The 23,210-nt window shown below is 72.4% G+C and carries 1 protein-coding gene (only partly in view); it reads left to right on the forward strand.

All coding sequences use genetic code 11. The annotated features are described in order from the left end of the window. Positions 1 to 23,210 carry the 5' portion of a non-ribosomal peptide synthase/polyketide synthase gene (locus FOF48_RS21385; RefSeq protein ID WP_143904594.1) on the forward strand. 13,882 nt of this gene lie beyond the right edge of the window, so the window shows 23,210 of its 37,092 coding nt (coding positions 1-23,210); it begins with the start codon at positions 1 to 3; its stop codon lies off the right edge, out of view.

Consider the following 23,210-nt stretch of genomic DNA (forward strand, 5'->3'; position numbering starts at 1 on the left):
GTGAACGACTTCTCGCGAACCCTTCCCGGCGTCCTGTTGAAGCTTGCCTCGGGTCCTTCCGCTCAGGTGCCGCGGTACACCTTCCTGGGTGACGCGGAGGGGGAAGAGGCGCATTGGAGCGCAGTCGACCTGGACGCGCGCGCGCGGCGGATCGCCACGGCGCTGCGGGCTCGGGGCGCGGTGGGCGAGCGCGTGCTGCTCCTGTATCCCCCGGGGCTGGACTACGTCGCGGGGTTCTTCGGGTGTCTGTACGCGGGCGCGGTGGCGGTGCCGGCGTACCCGCCGGATCCGATGCGCCTGGAGCGCACCCTGCCCCGCCTGCGCGCCATCATCCAGGACGCGCAGGCATCGGTGGTGCTCACCACGTCTGGCATCCTGGAGCTGTCGGACTTCGTCTTCGAACATGCGCCGGACTTCCGCGCACTGCACTGGATGGCGACGGACGCGCTTCCGGAGGGGGGCGAGCGGGACTGGGTGGCGCCAGAGGGCGTGGGCGCGGAGTCGCTCGCGTTCCTCCAGTACACGTCCGGGAGCACGGGCACGCCGAAGGGCGTGATGCTCACGCACGCGAACCTGCTGCACAACCTGGAACTCATCGCCGGAGCGTTCCAGGTGCGCCGCGACAGCGTGGCCGTCATCTGGCTGCCGCCGTACCACGACATGGGGCTCATCGGCGGCATCCTGGAGCCGCTGTACGGCGGGTTCCCGGCGGTGTGGATGTCGCCGATGACGTTCCTCAAGCGGCCCATGGCGTGGCTGGAGGCGGTGTCCCGCTTCGGAGGCACCCTCAGCGGCGGGCCAAACTTCGCGTTCGACCTGTGCGTGCGCAAGAGCACGCCGGAGCAGCGGCGGGCGTTGGATTTGAGCCGGTGGGAGGTCGCGTTCTGCGGCGCGGAGCCCATTCGTCCGGAGACGCTGGAGCGCTTCGCGGAGGCGTTCGAGCCGAGCGGCTTCCGGCGCGAGGCGTTCTACCCCTGCTACGGCCTGGCGGAAGGGACGTTGATCGTCTCAGGCGGCCAGCCGGCGGCGCCTCCGGTGTTGGCGACGCTCTCCGGGGACGCGCTGGAACAGCACCGCGCGGAGGACTTGGGCGCGGACGAGCCCGGGGCGCGGGTGCTGGTGGGCTGCGGACGCACGCTGGCGGAGCAGCGCATCGCCATCGTGGAGCCGGACACGCTCGCGCGGCGCTCGCCCGGCGAGGTGGGCGAGATCTGGGTGTCCGGTTCGAGCGTGGCGCGGGGCTACTGGGGCCGCGAGGAGGCGACGCGGGAGACGTTCCAGGCGCGCATCGCGCACGAGGACTCGGGGCCGTTCCTGCGCACGGGGGATCTGGGCTTCCTGCGGCCCGACGGTGAGCTGTACGTCACCGGGCGGCGCAAGGACCTCATCATCCTGCGTGGCCGGAACCACTACCCCCAGGACCTGGAGGCGACGGTGTCGGCGGCCCACCCTGCGCTCCGCCCCGGTGGAGCGGCGGTGTTCGCGGTGGAGGTCGCGGGCGAGGAGCGGGCGGTCGTCGTGCAGGAAGTCGACGTGCGCCGGCTGGGAGACCTGCGGAGGCAGTTCGCGGAGGCGGACGCGGCGGCCGGTGCCATCCGGCAGCGGCTGGCGGAGTCACATGAAGTGCAGGCCCACGCGGTGGTGCTCATCGAGCCGGGGAGCCTGCCGAAGACGTCCAGCGGCAAGGTGCAGCGGCATGCGTGCCGTGCGGGCTTCCTCACGGGGACGTTGCAGGAGGTGATGACGTGGCGGGAGGAGCCGCCCGAGCCTCCACGCAGTCCAGGGTCCGGTGCCCCGGGTGCGGTGGACTCCGGTGGTCTGCCCCCTTCCCACGCGGTGGAGGCGTCGAACGGCGCGAGTTCCTCGGCCTCTGGCATGCCCCCAGGCGGTCCACGGTCCGGAGCTTCGGGGACGGTGGAGTCCGGTGGTGTGTCCCCTTCCCTTGCGGTGAATGCATCGACCGGCGCGGACTCCGGCGGAACCCCGACGGCTTCATGGAGGCCATCCGTCGGGCCGTTCTCCGCGACTCACGGAGGGCTTGGGCTGGACGCACCGGCCCTGGCACCGGACGCGGAGGCGCTGGTGGCGTGGCTTCGCGACGTCGTGGCTCGGCATGCGCGCATGCGCCGCGAAGAGGTCGAAGTCCTGGCCCCGGTGACGCGTTACGGGCTGGACTCACTGGGCGCGGTGGAGCTGGCGCACGAGGTGGGCACGGCCATGGGCCTGACGGTGCCCATGGAGTGGCTGCTCGAAGGTCCGAGCATCGCGTCGCTCGCCACGCGGCTGCTCACGCTCCGTGATTCCTCCGGCCACGCGCCGAGCACGCTCCGACGCCGGGACGCGGCGGGCGACCGCGCGGTGTCCTTCGCGCAAGCGCGCCTGTGGTTCATGGACCGGTATGCGCCCGGTGACGCGACCTACAACCTGCCCGCCGCGATTCGACTGGACGGGCAACTGGATGTGCCCGCGCTGGAGGGCAGCCTCGCGGCGCTCTCGGCCCGGCACGACGCGCTGAGGACCACCTTCCGCGAGGAGGACGGCCGGCCGCTCCAGGTCATCGCCCCGGCCGCGACGCTGCCGCTCACCCGCGTGTCGCTGGACTCCCTCCCGGCCGAGGCTCGCGAGGCCGAAGCCTCCCGGTGGGCCCACGAAGAGGCCCGCCGCCCGTTCGACCTGTCGCGCGGACCGCTCGTGCGCGCCTCGCTCCTCACGCTGGATGCGGGCACGCACGTGCTGGTGCTGGTCATGCACCACGCCGTGTCCGACGGCGCCTCCATGGCGGTGCTCGTGCGCGAGCTGTCCTCGCTCTACGCGGCGCTGCGCGAGGGACGGCCATCCCCCCTGCCCGCCCTGCCGCTGCGGTACGCCGACTTCGCCGAATGGCAGCGGGCTTCCTTGAACGGAGCCGCGTTGGCTTCGCGGTTGGACTTCTGGCGTGAGCAGCTGACGGGCGCCCCGCCGCTGTTGGAGCTGGCCACCGACCGGCCACGCCCGGCCGAACGAAAGTCGACCGGCGCGCGGGTGCCGGTGGTGTTGGACCGCCGGCTGGCGGATGCCGTGCGCGCGCTGGCGGTGCGCGAGGGCGTGACGCCCTTCATGGTGCTGCTCGCGGGCTTCCAGGCGGTGCTCGCGCGCCGTTCGGGACAGGACGACGTCAGCGTGGGCACGGCCATCGCGGGCCGAAGCCGCGCGGAGCTCCAGGGACTGGTGGGGCTCTTCGTCAATACGCTGGTGATGCGCACCCGGCTGTCTGGCGCGCCCACGTTCCGGGAGCTGCTGGGCCGTGTCCGGGTGACGGCGATGAGTGCGTATGCGCACCAGGATGTGCCGTTCGAGAAGCTGGTGGAGGCGCTTCAGCCCAATCGCGAGCGCGGGCACACGCCGCTGTTCCAGGTGATGTTCATCCTCCAGGGCGCGCAGGTGGGCGCTCCGGTACTGCCGGGCCTCCAGTCGCGCCTTCTGGACGTTCACACCGGCACCGCGATGTTCGACCTGACGTTGTCCCTGGCCGAGTCCGCCCGGGGCTTCGAGGGCTGGCTGGAGTACGCCACCGACCTGTTCGACGCTGGCTCCGTGATCCGGTTGGCCGGGCACCTGCGCGTGCTGCTCGAGGGCGCGGTCGCGGACCCCTCGTGCCGGGTGGATTCGCTCCCGTGGCTGGATGCCGCGGAGTCAGTACGGCTGCTGCGACTGGCCCGTGGCCCGGACTCCGACTTCGCTTCCAAGGCCACCGCGTCCTCGCTGTTCGCGGCCCAGGCGGCGCGCACGCCGGACGCCGTGGCGCTCGTCGTGGGCGAGACACGGGTGACGTACCGGGAGCTTCTCCATCGCTCCCGGCTCGTGGCGCATGCGCTTCGCCAGCGGGGCGTGGGACCGGAGTCCGTGGTCGGGCTGTGCGTGGAGCGCTCGGTGGAGCTGGCGGTGGGGTTGCTCGGCATCCTCGAAGCGGGAGCGGCCTACCTGCCATTGGATCCCGCATATCCGGCGCAGCGGCTCTCCGCGATGTGGGCGGACTCGGGGGCTCGGGTCCTCGTGAGCATGCGTCACCTGCAGGGCGTGCTCGACGTGCGTGCGTCGCGGCGGCTCTTCCTGGACGCGCTGGACCCCTCGGCGGGCCAGGACCTCGTGGCGCCTCCGCGCGATGCGGGGTCGCTCGCGTACGTGCTCTACACGTCGGGTTCCACGGGGCGGCCCAAGGGCGTGGCGGTGCCGCACACGACGGTGACGAACTTCTTCCACGCGATGGACGCGCACGTGTCTCCGCGTCCGGGCACCTGGCTCGCGGTGACAAGCATCTCGTTCGACATCTCCGTGCTGGAGCTGCTCTGGACGTGGACGCGGGGCTTCCAGGTGGTGCTCGCGCCTTCAGGGCTGGAGCCTGTCGCGCTCGCGGACCTGCTGGAGCGGCACGGCATCACCCACTTGCAGTGCACGCCGTCCTACGCACGGGCGCTGGTGGAGGATCCCCGCGCCCTGCGCGCGTTGGGCAACCTGCACCAACTGTTGGTCGGCGGTGAGGCGTTCCCGGGGGAGCTCGCCGCGCGGTTGCGGACACGGGTTCCGGCGCTGCTCAACATGTATGGCCCCACCGAGACGACGGTGTGGTCGTCGCTGCACCCCGTGGAGGCGGAGTCGGCCGGGACGGTCCCCCTGGGGCGGCCGCTGGCGAACACCTCGCTGTACCTGTTGGACGCGCGCCTCACGCCGGTTCCCGTGGGCGTGCCCGGGGAGGTGTTCATCGGAGGCGAAGGCGTCGTGCGCGGCTACCTGGGCCGGACGGACCTGACCGCCGAGCGCTTCCTCCCGGATGCGTTCCGGGACGAGCCTGGTGCACGGATGTATCGCACGGGCGACCGGGCGCGGTGGCGCGCGGACGGGACGCTGGAGTTCCTGGGCCGTGTGGATCATCAGGTGAAGGTCCGTGGCTTCCGCATCGAGCCGGGGGACATCGAAGCCGCGCTCCGCTTGCATCCGGACGTCCGCGAGACGGTGGTCGTCGTCCGCGAGGACGTGCCCGGTGAGTCGCGGCTGGTGGCCTACGTGGCCCCAGCGACCCTGGAGGCCAGCGCCCTTCGTGAGCACCTGCGCTCCCATGTCCCCGAGTACATGGTGCCCACCGCCTTCGTCGGCCTGGACGCCCTGCCACTGACCCCCAACGGGAAGGTGGACCGCCGCGCCCTTCCCGTCCCCAGCGCCACGTCGGCCGCCGGCTCAAAGGACGGTGCGCCTCGGACGCCCCTCCAGCAGAAGCTGGCCTCGCTGTTCCAGGACGTGCTGCATGTGGAGCACGTCGGCGTGGACGATGACTTCTTCGCGCTCGGCGGGCACTCGCTGCTGGCCACCCAGCTCATCGCCCGTATGGCGGTTCGGTTCGGCGTGGACCTTCCCGTGCGCGCGCTGTTCGACGCCCCCACCGTGGCGCGGCTCGCGGAGCGCATCCAAGAAGTCCCTTCTTCTGGGACGCCTGTTTCACCCATCCCCGTCGTGTCCCGTGTCGGGGACCTGCCGCTGTCGTTCGCGCAGCAGCGCATGTGGTTCCTGGAACAGATGGATCCGGGACAGGCGCTCTACAACATCCCCCTGGCCATGTGGCTGAGGGGCCCCGTGAACGCGGAGGTGCTGCGCCGCGTGTTCGCGGAGGTCGTCCGCCGGCATGAACCGCTGCGCACCACGTTCCATGAGCGCGACGGCGAGCCATCCCAGCGCATCCACCCCACGCCCTCCGAGTGGCCTCTCCCGGTGGAGGACCTGCCGGGAGGCGCGGCTCGCGAGGACGCCCTGCGGCGCCACCTGCGCGACGACGCGGCCCTGCCGTTCGACCTGAGCACCGGCCCGTTGCTGCGCACGCGACTGCTGCGGATCGCGCCCGAAGAACATGTGCTGCTCCTGTGCATGCACCACATCGTCACGGATGGCTGGTCCATGGGCGTGCTCGTGCACGAGGTGGGCAGCCTCTATGAGGCGTTCACCGCGGGCCGGTCCTCACCGCTGCCCGCCCTGGAGGTGCAGGCCGCGGATGTCGCCGCATGGCAGCGCCAGGAGGGAGCGTCGGACGCGACGCGGGCCCACCTGGAGGCGTTGAAGGAGTCCCTGAAGGAAACGCCGGTGTTGGCGCTGCCTGGACAGAGCCTGTCCGGGGCCCGGACGACGCGGGGAGGCAGCCTTGTCTTCACGCTGCCGGCGCCCCTGGTGCGCGCGCTGGAACAGGTGGGCCGTGACCGCGACGCCACGCTGTTCATGGTGCTGATGGCTGGTTATCAGGCCCTGCTGTCGCGCTACTCCGGGCAGGAGGACTTCGCCGTGGGCACGCCGGTGGCCCACCGCTTCCGTCCAGAGCTGGAACCCCTCATGGGCGTGTTCCTCAACACGCTGGTGCTGCGTGCTCGCCTGGACGGCGCCCCGCGCTTCCATGAGCTGCTGGCGCGCGTGCGCGAGTCCTCGCTGGCCGCGTACGCACGGCAGGACGTGCCCTACGAACGGCTCGTGGAGGCGCTGGGTCCGGCGCGCGGCGGCGAGCGCGCTTCGCTGTTCCAGGCGATGTTCGTGCTGCAGAACACCCCGCTGCCCGCGCTCGCGCTGCCTGGGGTTCACATGGAGCGGCTGCCCACCACGACCGGGACGGCGCGCTTCGATCTCCTCTTGTCGCTCACCGCGCGGGATGGCGGGCTGGAGGGAACGCTCGAATACAGCCGCGACCTCTTCTCCCGGGAGGCGGCGGCGCGGTTCGCCACCCACTTCGGGGTCCTGTTGGAGGCCGTGGCGCGCGACGCGATGACGCCCGTGGCCCTGCTGCCCTTGATGGACTCGGCCGAACGCGCACAGGTGCTCGGGACCTTCAGCGCACCGGAGTCTCGGCCGCTCCGGGAGGAAGACACCCTCCTGGGTCTCTTCGCGGCCCACGTCCAGCGGGCTCCTGGCGCCGTGGCCGTCGCGCACGAGGGCCGGAGCCTGACCTATGGGGAGCTGGATGCCCGCTCGAACCAACTGGCGCGGCACCTGCTATCGCGGGGCCTGCGTCCCGAGGGCCGTGTGGGGTTGTTCCTGGAGCGCGGCCTGGACCTCATCGTGGGCATGATCGGTGTCCTCAAGGCGGGCGGTTGCTATGTGCCGTTGGATCCGGCCTACCCCGTCGCGCGGCTCGCGTTCATGTTCCAGGACGCGGCGCTGTCCCTGGTGATCACGGAGCGGGCGCTGCCCCCCACCCTGCTCGGGCAGGGCTGGCCGACGGTGGTCCTGGAGACCGAACGCGCCGCGCTTTCACACGACAGCGCCGCCCCCGTGCGAGCGGATGCGCTGCCGGCGCAGCTGGCCTACGTGCTCTACACGTCCGGCTCCACGGGTACGCCCAAGGGCGTGGGCATCACGCATCAGTCCATCGTGCACCTGGTCCGGGACACGAACTACGTGCGGCTGGGGCCGGACGACCGCATGGTGCAAGCGGGTACGCCCGCGTTCGATCTGGCCACCTTCGAGATCTGGGGCGCGCTGCTCAACGGCGCCCGGCTGGTCATCGTTCCGCGCGAGGTGATGCTGGCCCCGGCGGAGCTGGCGCGAACGCTTCGCGAAGTGGGCGCCACCACGGCCTTGCTCCCCACGGCCCTGTTCCACACCGTCGCGCGTGAGGTTCCGGACGCTTTCGCCACGATGCGGGTGCTGCTCTTCGCGGGTGAAGCGGCGAACGCGGACGCGGCTCGCGCGGTGTTGCGGGCGGGGGCGCCGGGCCGATTGGTGAACCTGTATGGCCCCACGGAGACGACCGTGGGCGTCACCACGCACGACATCGTGGACCTGCCGGAGCACGCCACGTCGGTGCCCATCGGCCGGCCGATGACGCGGGTCCACGCTTATGTGCTGGATGCGCACGGCCAGCCCGTTCCGGTGGGCATCCCGGGCGAGCTGTACCTGGGCGGCGACGGACTCGCACGCGGCTACCTGGGCCGCCCCGCGCTCACGGCGGAGCGCTTCGTGCCCTCGCCGTTTGGCGATGTGCCGGGCGCGCGGCTGTACCGCACGGGCGACCGCGTGCGGTGGCTCGCGGACGGCACGTTGGACTTCCTGGGCCGCATGGACACGCAGGTGAAGCTGCGCGGCTTCCGCATCGAGCTCAGCGAGGTGGAGGCCGTCGTCCGTCAGCACCCGTCGGTGAAGGCCGTGGTGGCCGGCGTGTTCGATGACGGCGCGGGTGATCCACGCCTCGTGGCGTGGCTCGTCCCCGCTTCTCCGGTGGATGACGAAGCGCTCCGTGCGTTCGTCGCCGAACGGCTGCCCGCACCGCTGGTTCCGGCCGTGTTCGTGTCGCTGGACGCCCTGCCGCTCACGCCCGTGGGCAAGGTGGATCGAAAGGCCCTGCCTGCTCCGGTGGCACGCTCGGGCGTCGCGGAGCCCTCGAGGCCCCAGCGGATGACGCCCTTCCAGCAGCGGGTCGCCGGCCTGTTCCGCGAGGTGCTGCGGGTGGCGCACGTGGGGGTGCACGACGACTTCTTCGCCCTGGGGGGCCACTCGTTGCTGGCCACGCGGCTGCTGTCGCGGCTGCGCGCCACGTTCCAGGTGGAGGTGCCCATGCGGAGCCTCTTCGAGGGCGCCACCGTCGCTGATGTCACCGAGCAGGTGGAGGCTCGGCTCCTCTCGCGCAGCGACGCTCCCGCGCTGCCCGCGCTCCAGAAGGTGGCGCGGGACTTCGAGCCGCCCCTGTCCTTCGCCCAGCAGCGGCTGTGGGTGCTGGAACAGCTCCAGCCCGGAGTCACGCCGTACGTCCTGCTTGGCGCCGTGCGGATGGAGGGGGCCTTGGACGCGGAGGCCCTGCGCCGCGCGCTGGAGACGCTTGTCGCTCGCCACGAGGCCCTTCGCACCACGTTCACGCTGAAGGTCCCAGACCCCGTGCAGGTCATCCACCCCGCGAGCGGCTGGATGCTGCCGCTGACGGACCTGGGCGACGTGCCGCCCGGAGACCAAGAGGCGGAGGTGCGGCGGCTGGCGTTGGAGGAGGCGGGACGACCCTTCGACCTGGGCACGGGGCCGCTCCTGCGCACGCGGATCTTGCGGCTGGATGCGACGCACCACGTGCTGCTGCTGGGCATGCACCACATCGTCTCCGACGGCTGGTCCGTGGGCGTGGTGGTGCGAGAGGTCGCCACGGCCTACGCGGCCTTCGCTTCCGGACGGGCCCCCGCCCTGGATCCCCTGCCCATCCAGTACGCGGACTTCGCCGTGTGGCAGCGCGGATGGCTCCAGGGCGATGTGCTCGCGCGGGAGGTGGCGTGGTGGAAGGAACAGCTCGCCGGTGCGCCTCGGGTGTTGGAGCTGCCCACCGACAAGCCTCGGCCTCCGCGGCGCTCCGCGAATGGCGCGCTGTTGCCCGTGCACCTGCCCCGGGCCCTGGCGGAGCGGCTGGGCGCCCTTGCCCGACGCGAAGGGGCCACCTCGTTCATGGCGCTCCTGGCCGCGTGGCAGGTGCTGTTGTCGCGCTATAGCCGGCAGGACGACCTGCTGGTGGGCGCGCCCATCGCGGGCCGCAACCACGACGACGTGGAGGGGCTGGTCGGCTTCTTCGTCAACACGCTGGCGCTGCGTGCGCGCATCCGTCCGGAGGCGTCCTTCCGCGAGCTCCTGGCGCAGGTGCGGGACACGACGCTCGCGGCCTATGAGCACCAGGACCTGCCGTTCGAGAAGCTGGTGGAGGAGCTTCAGGTGCCGCGCGACCTGGGCCGCACGCCACTGGTGCAGGCCGTCTTCGCGCTCCAGAACGCCCCCGCTGGCGTGCTCGAGGCGCCGGGGCTGACGCTGGAGTTGCTGGACGTCGACTCGGGCACGGCGCACTTCGACCTGAGCCTCCTCCTCACGGAGACACCGGACGGACTGCGCGGCGCCATCGAATACAGCACCGACCTCTTCGAGCGCGACACCGTGGCCCGCCTCGCTGGACACCTGCGCGTGCTGTTGGAGGCCGCCGTCGAAGGCCCGGATGTTCCGCTGGCCCGGCTGCCGTGGCTCACGCCTCCGGAGCGCCAGCAGGTGCTCGTCGCGTGGAACGACACCGCCCGCCCCTACCCCGCCGACAGCACCGTGGCGGCGCGGTTCGCGGGGGAGGCCTCGCGGCACCCGGACGCGATCGCGGTGGAGGACGGCGACGAGCGCTTGACGTACGCGCGGCTGGACGCGCGGGCCAATCAGCTCGCGCACTTCCTGCGCGGCCAGGGCGTGGGGCCGGATGTGCCGGTGGCGCTGTGTCTGGAGCGCTCCGTGGGCTTCGTCGTCGCGGTGCTTGGAATCCTCAAGGCCGGCGGGGCCTACGTGCCCCTGGACGCGTCGTATCCCGCGCAGCGGCTGGGCTTCATGCTGGAGGATGCACGGCCGCACCTGTTGCTCACCACGCGCGAGCTGCGCGGACGGTTGCACCTGCCCGACGCATCCCTGCCCTGCCTCTTCGTGGAGGAGCTGTCGCTGGCCACCTGCCCTGTCTCCGCCCCGGTGACGGGCTTGGGGTCACGCCACCTGGCCTACGTCATCTTCACCTCCGGCAGCGGCGGACGGCCCAAGGGGGTGGGCATCGAACAGCGCGGCCTGCTGCGTCTCGTGCACGCGGCGCCGTATTCCCGGTACGGCGCGCGGGACACGGGGCTGCTCTTCGCGCCCGTGTCCTTCGACGGCTCCGTGCTGGAGCTGTGGACCCCGCTGCTTCATGGTGGCCGGCTCGTCGTCTTTCCGGGACAGGTGCCCGCGGGGGACATGGATGCGCTCGCCCGCGTGGTGGAGCGGCATGGCGTTACTTTCATCCACCTGCCGTCCGGCCTCTTCGCGCAGCTCGTGACGCACCGGCCGGAGCTGCTCGGGCGTCTGAACGAACTGCACGCGGGGGGCGACATCGTCTCCGCGCCGCACGTTCGCCGGGCGGTGGAGTCGCTGGGCCGTCCGTTCACCAACGCCTACGGCCCCACCGAGTGCTCCGTGGTCGCCACCACCTTCACGGTCGAGCGGCCGGAGCAGGCGGGCCTGTCGGTGCCCATCGGCGCGCCGCTCGCGAACACATCTGTCTACGTCCTGGACGCGGGGTTGGGCCCGGTGCCGGTGGGGGTGCCCGGGGAGCTGTACCTCGGCGGTGACGGCGTGGCGCGCGGCTATGTGTCCAGGCCGGACCTGACGGCGGAGCGCTTCGTCCCGGATGCGTACGGCTCGAACCCCGGCGCGCGGCTGTATCGCACCGGAGACCTGGTCCGCTGGCGCGCGGATGGGACGCTGGAGTTCCTGGGCCGCGTCGACCATCAGGTGAAGGTGCGGGGCTTCCGCATCGAGCTGGCGGAGGTGGAGGCGGCCCTGCGCGAGCTGCCCTCCGTGCAGGAGGTCGCGGCGGTGGTGCGGGAGGACGTGCCCGGCGACAAGCGGCTCGTCGCCTATGCGATGCCCAGCGCCGGGCAGGTGCTGGAAGCTTCGGCCCTGCGCGCGGCCCTGCGGCTGCGGCTGCCGGAGTACATGGTGCCGTCGGTGTTCGTGACGCTCCCCACCCTGCCCCTGAATCCCAGCGGCAAGGTGGACCGCAAGGCCCTGCCCGCGCCGGACGCCGCGTCCACCGGACGGCAGGGCCGCTTCGTCGAGCCCACCCATCCGTTGGAGCAGCGGCTGGCGTCCCTCTTCGCCCGGTCGCTGGGCGCCGACCGCGTGGGCGTCCAGGACCACCTCTTCGACGACCTGGGCGGCACGTCGCTGTCCGTGGTGCGGCTCGCGGCGGCCCTGCGCGAGGAGCTGGGCCGTGAGCTGCCCGTGGTGTGGCTGTTCGAGCACCCCACGGTGGAAGGACTCGTCCAGCGGCTGGAGCGCGAGGCCCAGGGGCCCGGGTCCACCGCCAGTCCCGTGTCTCAGGAGCCCGGCCACCGCCCTCGCGAGGCCCCGAGGTCGGGCACCTCCGGCGCCATCGCGATCATCGGCATGGCGGGCCGCTTCCCCGGCGCGATGACGGTGGCGGAGTTCTGGCGCAACCTGCGCGAGGGCGTGGAGTCCATCACGCGCTTCTCGCCCGAGGAGCTGGAGCACCTGCCCGGCCTGCCGGACGGGTTGGAGCTGTGGCACCACCCCGGGTTCGTCCCTGCCGCGGGAGTGCTAGACGGCGTGGACAAGTTCGACCACGCCTTCTTCGAGATGTCCCTGCGTGAGGCCCAGTTCACGGATCCACAGCAGCGCCTGTTCCTCCAGACGGCGTGGACCGCGCTGGAGGACGCGGGCATCGATCCGGATCGCTTCCCGGGCGCCATCTCGCTGTACGCGGGGGCCACGGGCTCTGGCTACATGGAGGCCGTGCGACAGGCGATGCCGCTGGACGCCGCGTCGTTCATGGAGCTGCACGGCACCGCCACGCACGAGAGCCTGGCGACGAAGACGTCCTTCAAGCTGGGCCTCACGGGAGAGAGCACGCTGCTGTACACCGCCTGCTCGACGGGGCTGGTGGCGGTGCACATGGCCTGCCAGAGCCTCCGGGTGGGCCAGTCCGACGTCGCGCTCGCGGGGGCGACGCGGCTGTCGCTGCCGCAGCGCACGGGCTACGTGCACCAGGAGGGGTTGATCTTCTCCCCGGATGGCCACTGCCGCGCGTTCGACGAGAAGGCGCAGGGCACGCTTTCGGGCAACGGCGTGGGCGCGGTGGTGCTCAAGCGCCTGGAGGACGCGCAGCGGGATGGGGACGCCATCTACGCCGTCATCCGGGGGTCGGCCCTCAACAACGACGGCCGGAACAAGTCCGGCTTCACCGCGCCCAGCGTTCAGGGGCAGGCGGCCGTCGTGCGGCAGGCGTTGGCGAACGCGGGCGTGGTGCCAGAGGCCATCGGCTACGTGGAAGCGCACGGGACCGCGACGCCGCTGGGCGACCCCATGGAAGTGGCCGCCCTGATGCGCGCGTATGGCCTGGGGCCGGCGCACCAGGGACGGATCGCGCTGGGGTCGCTGAAGACGAACGTGGGCCACCTGGACACGGTCGCGGGCCTCGCGGGGCTGATGAAGGCCGCGCTGTCCCTGCATCACGGCGAGATTCCGCCGAGCCTCCACTTCGAGCGGCCCAACCCGCGCATCGACTTCGACGCGGGGCCGTTCTTCGTCAACACCCATGCGCGGTCATGGCCTCGGGGCGAGACGCCCCGCTTCGCCGCCGTCAGCTCCTTCGGCATTGGCGGTACCAATGCCCACGCCATCCTCGAGGAAGCCCCCATGCGGCAGAGTGGTTCCACCCCGCGTACCCACCAGCTCATCCTGCTGTCCGCGCGCACGCCACAGGCGGTGGATGCGGCGGCGCGACAGTTGGAGTCGCTCGCCGCGGATGGGATGGACACGAGGGCGCTGGCGGATCTGGCCTTCACGCACGCCGTGGGGCGCAAGGTGTTCGAGTACCGCACGACGCTGCTCGTGAAGGACTCGGGCGAGCTGTCGCGGGTGTTGCGCAAGGGGGTGTCGGCATTCTTGAAGAGCCCGCCGCGCGCGCCGCGCGTGGCGTTCGTGTTCTCTGGTCAGGGCACGCAGCGGGTCGCCATGGGACGCGACCTGGCCCAGGCGTCGCCGAGGTTCCGGGCGCATCTGGACGCGTGCCTCGCGCTGATGGAGCGGCCGCTGCGCTCGCGGGTGGAGAGCCTGCTGTCACCTGCCGCGGGCTCGGAGGCGGAGGCCACGGCGGACCTCGCGGACACGCGCGTCGCGCTGCCCGCGCTGTTCAGCGTGCAGGTGTCCCTGGCGCGGCTCTGGATGGAGCTGGGGGTGACGCCGCACGCCGTGCTGGGGCACAGCTTCGGCGAGTACGCGGCGGCGTGTGTCGCGGGCGCGCTGTCCTTGGAGGACGCGCTGCGGCTCGCGGTGGCGCGGGGGGAGCTGATGCACCGCATGCCACCGGGGGCCATGCTCGCGGTGGGGCTGAACCGGGTGCATGTCGAGCCGCTGCTGTCTGGACGGATGACGATCGCGGCCATCAACGCGCATGACCAGTGCGTGGTGTCCGGACCGGTGGAGCACGTGGAGCGCTTGAGGGCGGAGCTGCGGAGCCGAAGGGTGAGCGCGGTGCGATTGCCCGCCCCGCATGCGTTCCATTCGGCGGACGTGGAACCGCTGATGCCGGAGCTGGCGCGGGTGGTGGGGACGTTGCGCCGCTCGGAGCCTGCGGTGACGTACGTGTCCAGCCTCACGGGGATGCGGGCCCGACCGGGGCAGCTCGCGGATCCAGCCTATTGGACGGAGCAGATGCGCCAGCCGGTGCGGTTCATCACCGCGGTGCGCACGCTGCAGGAGCAGGAAGGCTGCGCGTTGTTCCTGGAGGTCGGCCCGGGGCATGACGTGGCTTCGCTGGTTCGCTCGAACCTGATGTTGGATGACAATCGCGTCCATGCGCTGTCCTCCCTGCAACCGGGTGGGACGACGACGGAGCAGCAGTCGTGGCTCCGGACCGTGGGCGCGCTCTGGGAGGCGGGCGTCCCGGTGGACTGGCGCGCGTTCTACGCAGACGAGCAGCGCCTGCGGTTGCATCTGCCGACGTATGCCTTCCAGGATAAGACCGTCTGGGTGGAGCCGCGAGCACGCGCCCTCCCCTCGACGTTCATGGCGCCCTCCGACTCCGAGGACCGTGCGCCGCTCGATGCAGGAAGTCCGGCGCCCGTGGTGGTGAGAACGTCGGTGCCGGTGTCGCCCGACACCGAAGCTCCGACCGGGAGCGCTGCCTCGCTTCCGCCTCCGAGCACGAGCGCCAGGTCCTGGTGGGTGTCGCCGGTCGCCGACTCCACGGCCGATGCGGAGCCCTCCGAAGCCGGATCGGCCGTAGCCGACGCAGCACCTGAAGTCGCGTCCGCCCCGCCTTTGGCGAGCATCGGGGCTCCAGCCCCCACCTCATCGAAACCCGTCCGCGACGACGCTCCTCAAGGTGACGTGGAGGAGCGCGTGGCCGCGCTCTGGCGCGAACGCCTGGGCCTGGAGTTCGTCGGACGGCACGATGACTTCCTGGAGATCGGCGGCAACTCGCTGACCGCCGCCCAGCTCCTCAATCAGGTGCGCGATGCCTTCGGCGTCCAGCTCCCGCTGGCCGCCCTCTTCGAGGCCCCCACCGTCGCGGGTATCGCCGAGCGCCTGGTGCCGCTGCTGCGTCAGGCCCCGCAGGCCGCCGCCTCCGTGGAGCTCCCCCTGGTGCCGCTCGCGCGCACCACCGAGCTGCCCCTGTCCTTCGTCCAGGAGCGCGTCTGGCGCCTGGAGCAGCACCGGCCCGGCCTGTCCGCGTACAACATCCCCTTCGTCCTGCGGCTCGAAGGTGACGTGAACGCCGACGTGCTGGAGCGCGGCATCCAGGAGATCGTCCGGCGCCACGAGGCCCTGCGCACGACCTATGACGCCGTGGACGGTCGCCCCGTGCAGCGCTTCCACGCGCACATGCGCGTCCCGCTCGCCCGCTTGGAGCTCCGGGGGCCACTGGAGACCCGCGAGCCGGAGGCGCTGCGGATCGCCCGCGACGACGCCGCGAAGCCGTTCGATCTCGTCCACGGGCCCGTGCTGCGCACGTCCCTCGTCCGACTGGACACACGGCTGCACCTGCTGGTGGCGTCCATCCACCACATCGTCAGCGACACGCTCTCCATCGCCCTCTTCGTCCAGGAGCTGGGCCAGCTCTACAACGCCTTCCTCGCGGGCCGCCCATCTCCCCTGCCCCCCCTGCCCGTGCAGTACGCGGACTTTGGCGCATGGCAGCGCCGGAGCATCGCGGGGGGCCATCTGCCCGAACAGGACCAGGGCTGGCGGCAGCGGCTGGCGGGCATGCCGCGCCAACTGGAGCTGCCCACCGACCGCCCCCGTCCTCCGGAGTCCCCGCTCACCTCCGCGCGCATGTCGGTGGACTTCCCGCCCGCGCTCGCCCGCGAGCTGATGGCCTTCACGCGCCGCGAGGGCTTCACCGGCTACATGACCGTGCTGGCCGCATGGCAGACGCTGCTGCACCGCTACAGCGGCCAGACGGACATCATCGTCGGCACGCCCATCGCCAATCGCACCCGCCCGGAGCTGCTGCCGCTCATCGGCTATGTGGCGCACTCGGCCGCGTTCCGCACCCGCTTCACGGACGGGCTGACCTTCCGCGAGCTGCTGGAGCAGGTGCGCGGAGAGGTCGCGGATGCGCAAACGCGTCCGGACGTACCCTTCGAGTACCTGCTGGAGGCCCTCCTCCCGGGCCGGGATATCGGCCGGGGGCGGATGACGGACTCGGTGTTCGTCTACCACTCCGGCGCGGGCGCGGGCGCGGAGACGCTGGCGCTCACCGGCATGCGTGGCTCGCTGGTGGAGGTGTCCGGCACGCCCGTGCAATGGGGCGCCACCCTGTCGGACCTCACGCTCGTCCTCTCCGAGGCTCCCGGCCGCGTCCATGGCGCGCTGGAGTACGCGACGGAGCTGTTCGACGCCGCCACCGTGGCGCGGCTCGTGGAGCACTTCCAGGTGCTGCTGTCCGCCGCGATCGCCAGTCCCGAGACCCCCGTCTCCCGCCTGCCCCTGGCCACGGAGGCCGAGCGTCGTGCCTGGCCCGCGCCCCATGTCCCTCGGGGCTTCGCCTCCGTGCCCACCGTCCTCGCGGACCGGCGTGCGCGCCACCCGGACACGCTCGCCGTCTCGCGCGGCGAGACGCAGTGGAGCTGGGCGGAGCTGGGCGCGCGCGTGGACGCACTGGCCTCGCGGCTGAGGGACCTCGGCGTGACGGCCGGGACACCGGTGGCCGTGTGTCTGCGCTCGTCGCCGCAGAAGCTGGCCGCGCTGTGGGCCGTGTTGTCCGCCGGTGGCGCGGGCGTCGCGCTGGGCCCCGCGGACCTGGGGCAGCTGCCGGTCTACGCCTCCGACAGCGCCCGCGTTCCGGTGCTCGTCACCACGCGCGACCTGGTGGCCTCCGTCCGCGTGGAGGCCACGCGTGTCGTGTACGTGGAGGAGGTCGCCCCAGCCGTTGCCTTCATGAGCGCGGCGGTGGACGCGGAGGGCCTCGCGTGGCTCCTGCCTCCGGGCGCGGGGCAGCCCGCGTGGGCCCTGGGCCACCGGGAGCTGTCGGAGTTCTTCGCGGGCCTGGACGCGCGCCTGTCGCCGCCGGATGGGGGCGTGTGGCTGTCCGCGAGCGAGGCGTCGGCGGAGCGGCCGGAGCTGGAGTCGCTGTGGGCGCTCACGCGCGGGCTGCACGTGGTGTACCCGCCGGAGCAGGTCACGGCGCGGCTGGTGGGACTGCACGGCGGGGGGCCGCGCGCGAAGGCGATGGACCTGAGCCTCATCTACTTCGCCAACGACGAGGACTCGCTCCAGGGGTCGAAGTACGAGCTGCTGCTGGAGGGCGCGAAGTTCGCGGACGCGAACGGGTTCTCCGCCGTGTGGACGCCGGAGCGGCACTTCCACTCCTTCGGTGGCCTGTACCCGCAGCCGGCCGTGGTGGCGGCGGGCCTCGCCACCGTCACGCGCAACCTTCAGCTGCGCTCTGGCAGCGTCGTGCTGCCGCTGCATGATCCGCTGCTCATCGCGGAGCAGTGGTCCGTGGTGGACAACCTGTCGCGGGGCCGCGTGGGCCTGTCAGTGGCGACGGGCTGGCACGTGCAGGACTTCACCTTCGCGCCGGGCAACTTCGAGAAGCGGCGCGACATCCTCCTGGAGAAGCTGTCGACGCTGCGCGCCCTGTGGCGCGGAGAGAAGTTCCGGCGTCCGGGCGGCGCCGGCACGACGGTGGAGGTGGGGCTGCGGCCGAGGCCGGTGCAGAAGGAGCTGCCGGTGTGGCTCACCGCCACGGCCAACCCGGAGACGTTCCGCATGGCGGGCGAGCTGGGCGCGGGCGTCCTCACCGGCCTGCTGGCGCACTCACTGGAGGAGCTGAAGCCGAAGGTGGCGCTGTACCGCGAGGCGTGGCGTCGCAACGGCCACCCTGGCCGCGGCCACATCACCTGCATGCTGCACACGTACCTGGGGGATGACGATCAGGAGGTGTTGCGCACGGTGCGCCAGCCGCTGCTCGCCTACTTCCGCAGCTCGGTGGACATCGTCTCGTCGCTGCTGCTCACCCAGGGCTACCAGGGCGACATCCAGAAGCTGTCCCCGGAGGACATCGACGCGCTGCTCGAACACACCTTCGAGCACCACGCGAAGACCACGGGGCTCGTCGGCACGGTGGACGGTGCGCTGCGGCGCCTGCGCGATGTGCGCGCGGCGGACGTGGACGAGGTGGCGGCGCTCATCGACTTCGGGCTCGACACACCGGTGGTGTTGGACGGCCTGCGGCGGCTGGCCACGGTGCGCGAGACGCTGGATGCGGAGGCCGCCGTCCGCCAGGAGCAGGTGCTGGTGGAGGCCGACGCGGGAGTGGAGGGACTGCTGGCCCTGGCGCGCGCGTCGGGCGCGGTGCTGATGCACACGTCGGCCCGGCTGGCGCGCACGTTGACCGAGCTGCCGGATGTGCGCGGGTCCCTGGCCCAAGTGGGCACCCTCGTCCTGGAGGGCGCGTCGGTGGAGCTGGGCTCCGCGCTGCGCCGGGCCGCGGGCGTGGAGGTGCTCCTGTCCGGCGACGCGGGTGAAGGCGCGCTACTGCCCCGAGTCCCCGGAGAGCGCATCCCCGCGGAGCTCCAGGCATGGGTGCTGGACACGGCCGGACAGCCCGTTCCCGCGGGCGTGGTGGGCGAGCTGGCCCTGGCGGGCGCCGGGCTCCCCGGGCGCTTGTGGAAGGCCGGAGCCGACGAGCGCCAGCGCCTGATGCCGCATCCCCGGGAACCCTCCGCGCGGCTGTACCGCACCGGCCGCCATGCGCGTCTGCGCGCGGACGGCCAGGTGGAGGCGCTGACGACGCGAGTGCCCCCACCACCGGCTTCGCCCGTGGCGCGTTCTCCCGTCGACGGCCAGGTGGAGGCGCTGACGACGCGCCTGTCCTCGCTGGCTCCGCCCGTGGCGCGTCCTCCCGTCGACGGCCGGGTGGAGGCGCTGACGGCGCGACCGCCCCCACCGGCTCCGCCCGTGGCCGCGCCCCTCCCCGTCGCGCGCACCGCCGCCCAGGCGGGCCCCAGCGGGCCTCCGCCCATTCCGCTGACGCCCAGGGGTCGGCCGCTGCCGCTGTCCTTCGCCCAGCAGCGCCTGTGGTACCTCCAGCAACTGGAGCCCGAGAGCGGTGCGTACAACAACGCGTCCACGTTCCGGCTCACCGGAGCGCTGGACATCGCCGCGCTCCAGTCCGCGCTGGACGCGCTGGTGGCCCGGCACGAGGTGCTGCGCTCCACGTACGCGCTGGAGGGGGACCAGGCGGTGCAGCACGTCCATCCGGCGTCGGGCGTGCCCCTGACGCTGCTGGACGTGCCAGGGGACTCTCCCGCGGCCCGCGAGGCGGAGGTGATCCGGCTGTGCCAGGCCCAGGCGATCGTCCCGTTCAACCTGGAGCAGGAGGTGGTCCGCGCGAGCCTGCTGCGCGTGGAGCCCCAGGTGCACGTGCTGTCGCTCATGTTCCACCACGCCGTGTCCGACGCGTGGTGCAACATGGTCGTCGCTCGTGAGTTGACGGAGCACTACGCGGCGTTCACGCAGGGGCAGCCGTCGTCCCTGCCTCCGTTGCCCGTGCAGTACGCGGACTACGCCGTGTGGCAGCGCGCCTGGTTGGAAGGCGGCGTGATGGAGGCGCAGGTCGCGTGGTGGAAGCAGCACCTCCAGGGCGCGCCGGCGCTGGAGCTGCCCACGGACCGGCCGCGTCCCGCCATCCAGTCCTTCGCGGGCGCGCATCACCGCTTCGCGTTCCCTGCTGACGTCTCGGCGCCGCTGCTGGCGCTGGGCCGCCGCCAGGGCGCCACCCCGTTCATGGTGATGATGGCGCTCTACCAGACGGTGCTGGCGCGCTACTCGGGGCAGGACGACTTCGTCGTGGGCACCCCCATCGCTGGCCGCACGCGGCCGGAGGTGGAGTGGCTCATGGGCTGCTTCGTCAACACCCTGCCCCTGCGCACGCGGCTGGAAGGCACGCCGTCCTTCCGCGAGCTGCTGGGCCGCGTGCGCCCCCAGGCGCTGGAGGCCTATGCGCGCCAGGACGCGCCGTTCGAGCGCATCCTGGAGACGCTGGACCTGCCCCGGGACCTGAGCCGCATGCCGGTCTTCCAGGTCAGCCTCAACGTCGTCAACACGCCGGAAGCCCGGGCGCAGTTGCCGTCGTTGGAGTTGGGGCCGGTGGAGGTCCCCACCCACACGGCGAAGTTCGACCTGACGCTGGAGGTCCTGGAGAGCCGCACGGACCTCGCCTGCCGCATGGAGTACGCCACCGCGCTCTTCGACGAGGCCACCGTCGCGCGCATCGCGGATCACCTGGTGGGACTCGCGCGAGAGGTCGTCGCGGCCCCGGACGCGCCCCTCGCGACCCTGCCCCTGCTCGGCGCGGGGGAGCGTGAGCAGGTGCTGCGCGGCTGGAACGACACCCGCGCCCGCTTCCCGCGCGGCGCCACCCTGCCCCAGTTGTTCGAAGCCCAGGCCGCGCTCACGCCGGACGCCATCGCTCTCCAGTTCGAGGACCAGCGCCTCACCTACGCGCAGCTGGAGGTCCGCGCCAATCAGGTCGCGCACCATCTGCGCTCGCGCGGCGTCGGCGCGGAGACCCTGGTGGGAGTCTGTCTGGAGCGCTCGCTGGAGATGGTCATCGGCCTCCTGGGCGTCCTGAAGTCCGGCGCCGCCTACGTGCCGCTGGATCCGTCCACGCCCTCGGAACGCCTCGTGGACATGGTGGAGGACACCGGCACGCCCGTGCTGCTCATCCAGGAGCGCTTCCGGAGCGCGCTGCCCGCGCACGTCGAGCACGTCGTCGCGCTGGATGCCCAGTGGGATGTCATCGCGCGCGAGCCCACCGTCCGGCCCCTGCCGCTCGCCGGTGAGGACGCCCTCGCCTACGTCATCTTCACCTCGGGCAGCACGGGACGCCCCAAGGGCGCGATGAATGCTCACGCGGGTGTCGTCAACCGCCTGCGCTGGATGCAGGAGCGCTACGGCTTGTTGCCCACGGATACGGTGTTGCAGAAGACGCCGTTCAGCTTCGACGTGTCCGTGTGGGAGTTCTTCTGGCCCTTGATGGCGGGGGCGAGGCTGGTGCTCGCGCGGCCCGGCGGGCACCAGGAGCCGGACTACCTGGTGGCGCTGATGGCGCGCGAGGGCGTGACGACGGTGCACTTCGTGCCATCCATGCTGCGTGCCTTCGTGGAGGAGCCCGGCCTGGAGGGCCTGACGCGCCTGCGACAGGTGATGTGCAGCGGCGAAGCCCTGCCCGCCGACCTGGTGCGACGGGCCCAGGCCCGCCTGCCCCACGCGACGCTGCACAACCTCTACGGCCCCACCGAGGCCGCGGTGGACGTGACGTCATGGGAGTGCCCGCGCGACGAGGCCGGGCTCCGGGTCATCCCCATTGGACGGCCCGTGGCCAACACGGCGATGTACGTCCTGGATCGCCTGGGCCAGCTGGTGCCCGTGGGCGTCCCGGCCGAGCTGTTCATCGGGGGCGTGCAGGTCGGCCGAGGCTACTGGCGCCGCCCTGGCCTCACCGCCGAGCGCTTCCTCCCGGACGCCTTCAGCGACACGCCCGGTGCTCGCATGTACCGCACGGGTGACATCGCCCGGTGGCGCTCCGACGGCACCCTGGAGTACCTGGGCCGCGCCGACTTCCAGGTGAAGCTGCGCGGCTTCCGAATCGAGCCAGGCGAGATCGAGGCGGCGCTGCTTTCGCACGCGGATGTGCGGGAGGCCGTGGCCGTCGTGCGCGAGGACGCGCCCGGCGTGCGGCGCCTCGTGGCCTATGTCGTCGCCAGCCTGGCGCTGGAGCCGGCCTCGCTGCGCGCGCTGCTGCAACGGCGGCTGCCTGAGTACATGGTGCCCTCCACGTTCATCCCGCTGCCGGCCCTGCCGAGGACCTCCAGCGGCAAGGTGGATCGCAAGGCCCTGCCCGCGCCGGAGGTCCAGCGCGCCTCGAAGCGGGACTACGTCGCGCCCCGCACGGAGATGGAGCGGACGCTCGCGGCGGTCCTGGCGCAGGTGCTGCGCGTCGAACGCGTGGGCCTGGAGGACAACTTCTTCGAGCTGGGGGGCGACTCCATCATCAGCCTCCAGGCCGTCGCGAGGGCGCGGCAGGCCGGCGTGCGGCTGTTCGTGCGCGACCTGTTCCAGCACCCGACGCTGGGGGCCCTGGCGGCCGTGGCGCGTGTCGCCGAGGTCCGCCTCGCGGAACAGGGACCCGTGGTGGGCGAGGTGCCGCTCACGCCCATCCAGCGCCAACTGCTGGAACGCGATGCCACGCACGCCCACCACTTCAATCAGGCGCTGGTGCTCCGGGCGCGGCAGCCGTTGATGACGGCGCAGGTGGAGCAGGCGCTCCAGGCGTTGGTCCTCCACCACGACGCCCTGCGCATGCGCTTCGTGCGCGAGGACGGGCTGCCCCACGGGTGGCGTCAGCTGGACGCGGCGCCCGAAGAGATGGCCCCTGTCCGCCTGCTCCAGGTGGACCTGTCCGCGCTGCCCTCGGGAACGCGCGAGGCGCGGATGGAGGAGGAGGCCCAGCGACTCCAGGCGTCCTTCGAGCTGGCCCGGCCGCCCCTGCTGCGCGCGGCCCTCTTCCACTTCGGTCCTGGGCAGGACCCGCGCCTACTGCTCATCCTGCACCACCTCGTGGTGGACGCGGTGTCCTGGCGGGTGCTCGTCGAGGACCTGGAGGCCACCTACCTGCGGCTGCGCGCGGGACAGCGGCCCGAGCTCCCCGCCAAGACCACGTCGTTCCTGGCCTGGGCCCGTCGGCTGGAGGCCCACGCCCTCTCCGACGCCCTGCAAGCGCAGGCGGCCCTATGGCTCGACGAGGCCCGGAGGGACGTGGCCCCCCTGCCCACCGATGCCACCGGACCCGGCACCGTGGGCTCGCATCAAACCGTGTCCATCCACCTGGACGAGGAGGAGACCCGGCTGCTGCTCCAGGAGGCACCCGGAGCCTGGCGGGCGCGCATCGACGACGTGCTGCTGACGGCGCTCGCCATGGCCCTTCGCCAGTGGACGGGCCAGTCGCGCCTGCTCATCGACCTGGAGGGCCATGGCCGCGAGGAGCTCTTCGCGGACGCGGACGTGTCGCGCACCGTCGGTTGGTTCACGTCGCTGGCCCCCGCCCTGTTCCAGTTGCCGGAAGGCGGCTCCCCCGGGGACTGCCTGCGCGCGGTGCGCGACTCGCTGGGGGCGTGGCCGGACCGGGGCGTCGGTTACGGCCTCTT

Origin of the sequence: Corallococcus sp. Z5C101001 (assembly GCF_007352635.1) — a bacterium.
In the GTDB taxonomy this organism is placed as follows: domain Bacteria; phylum Myxococcota; class Myxococcia; order Myxococcales; family Myxococcaceae; genus Corallococcus; species Corallococcus silvisoli.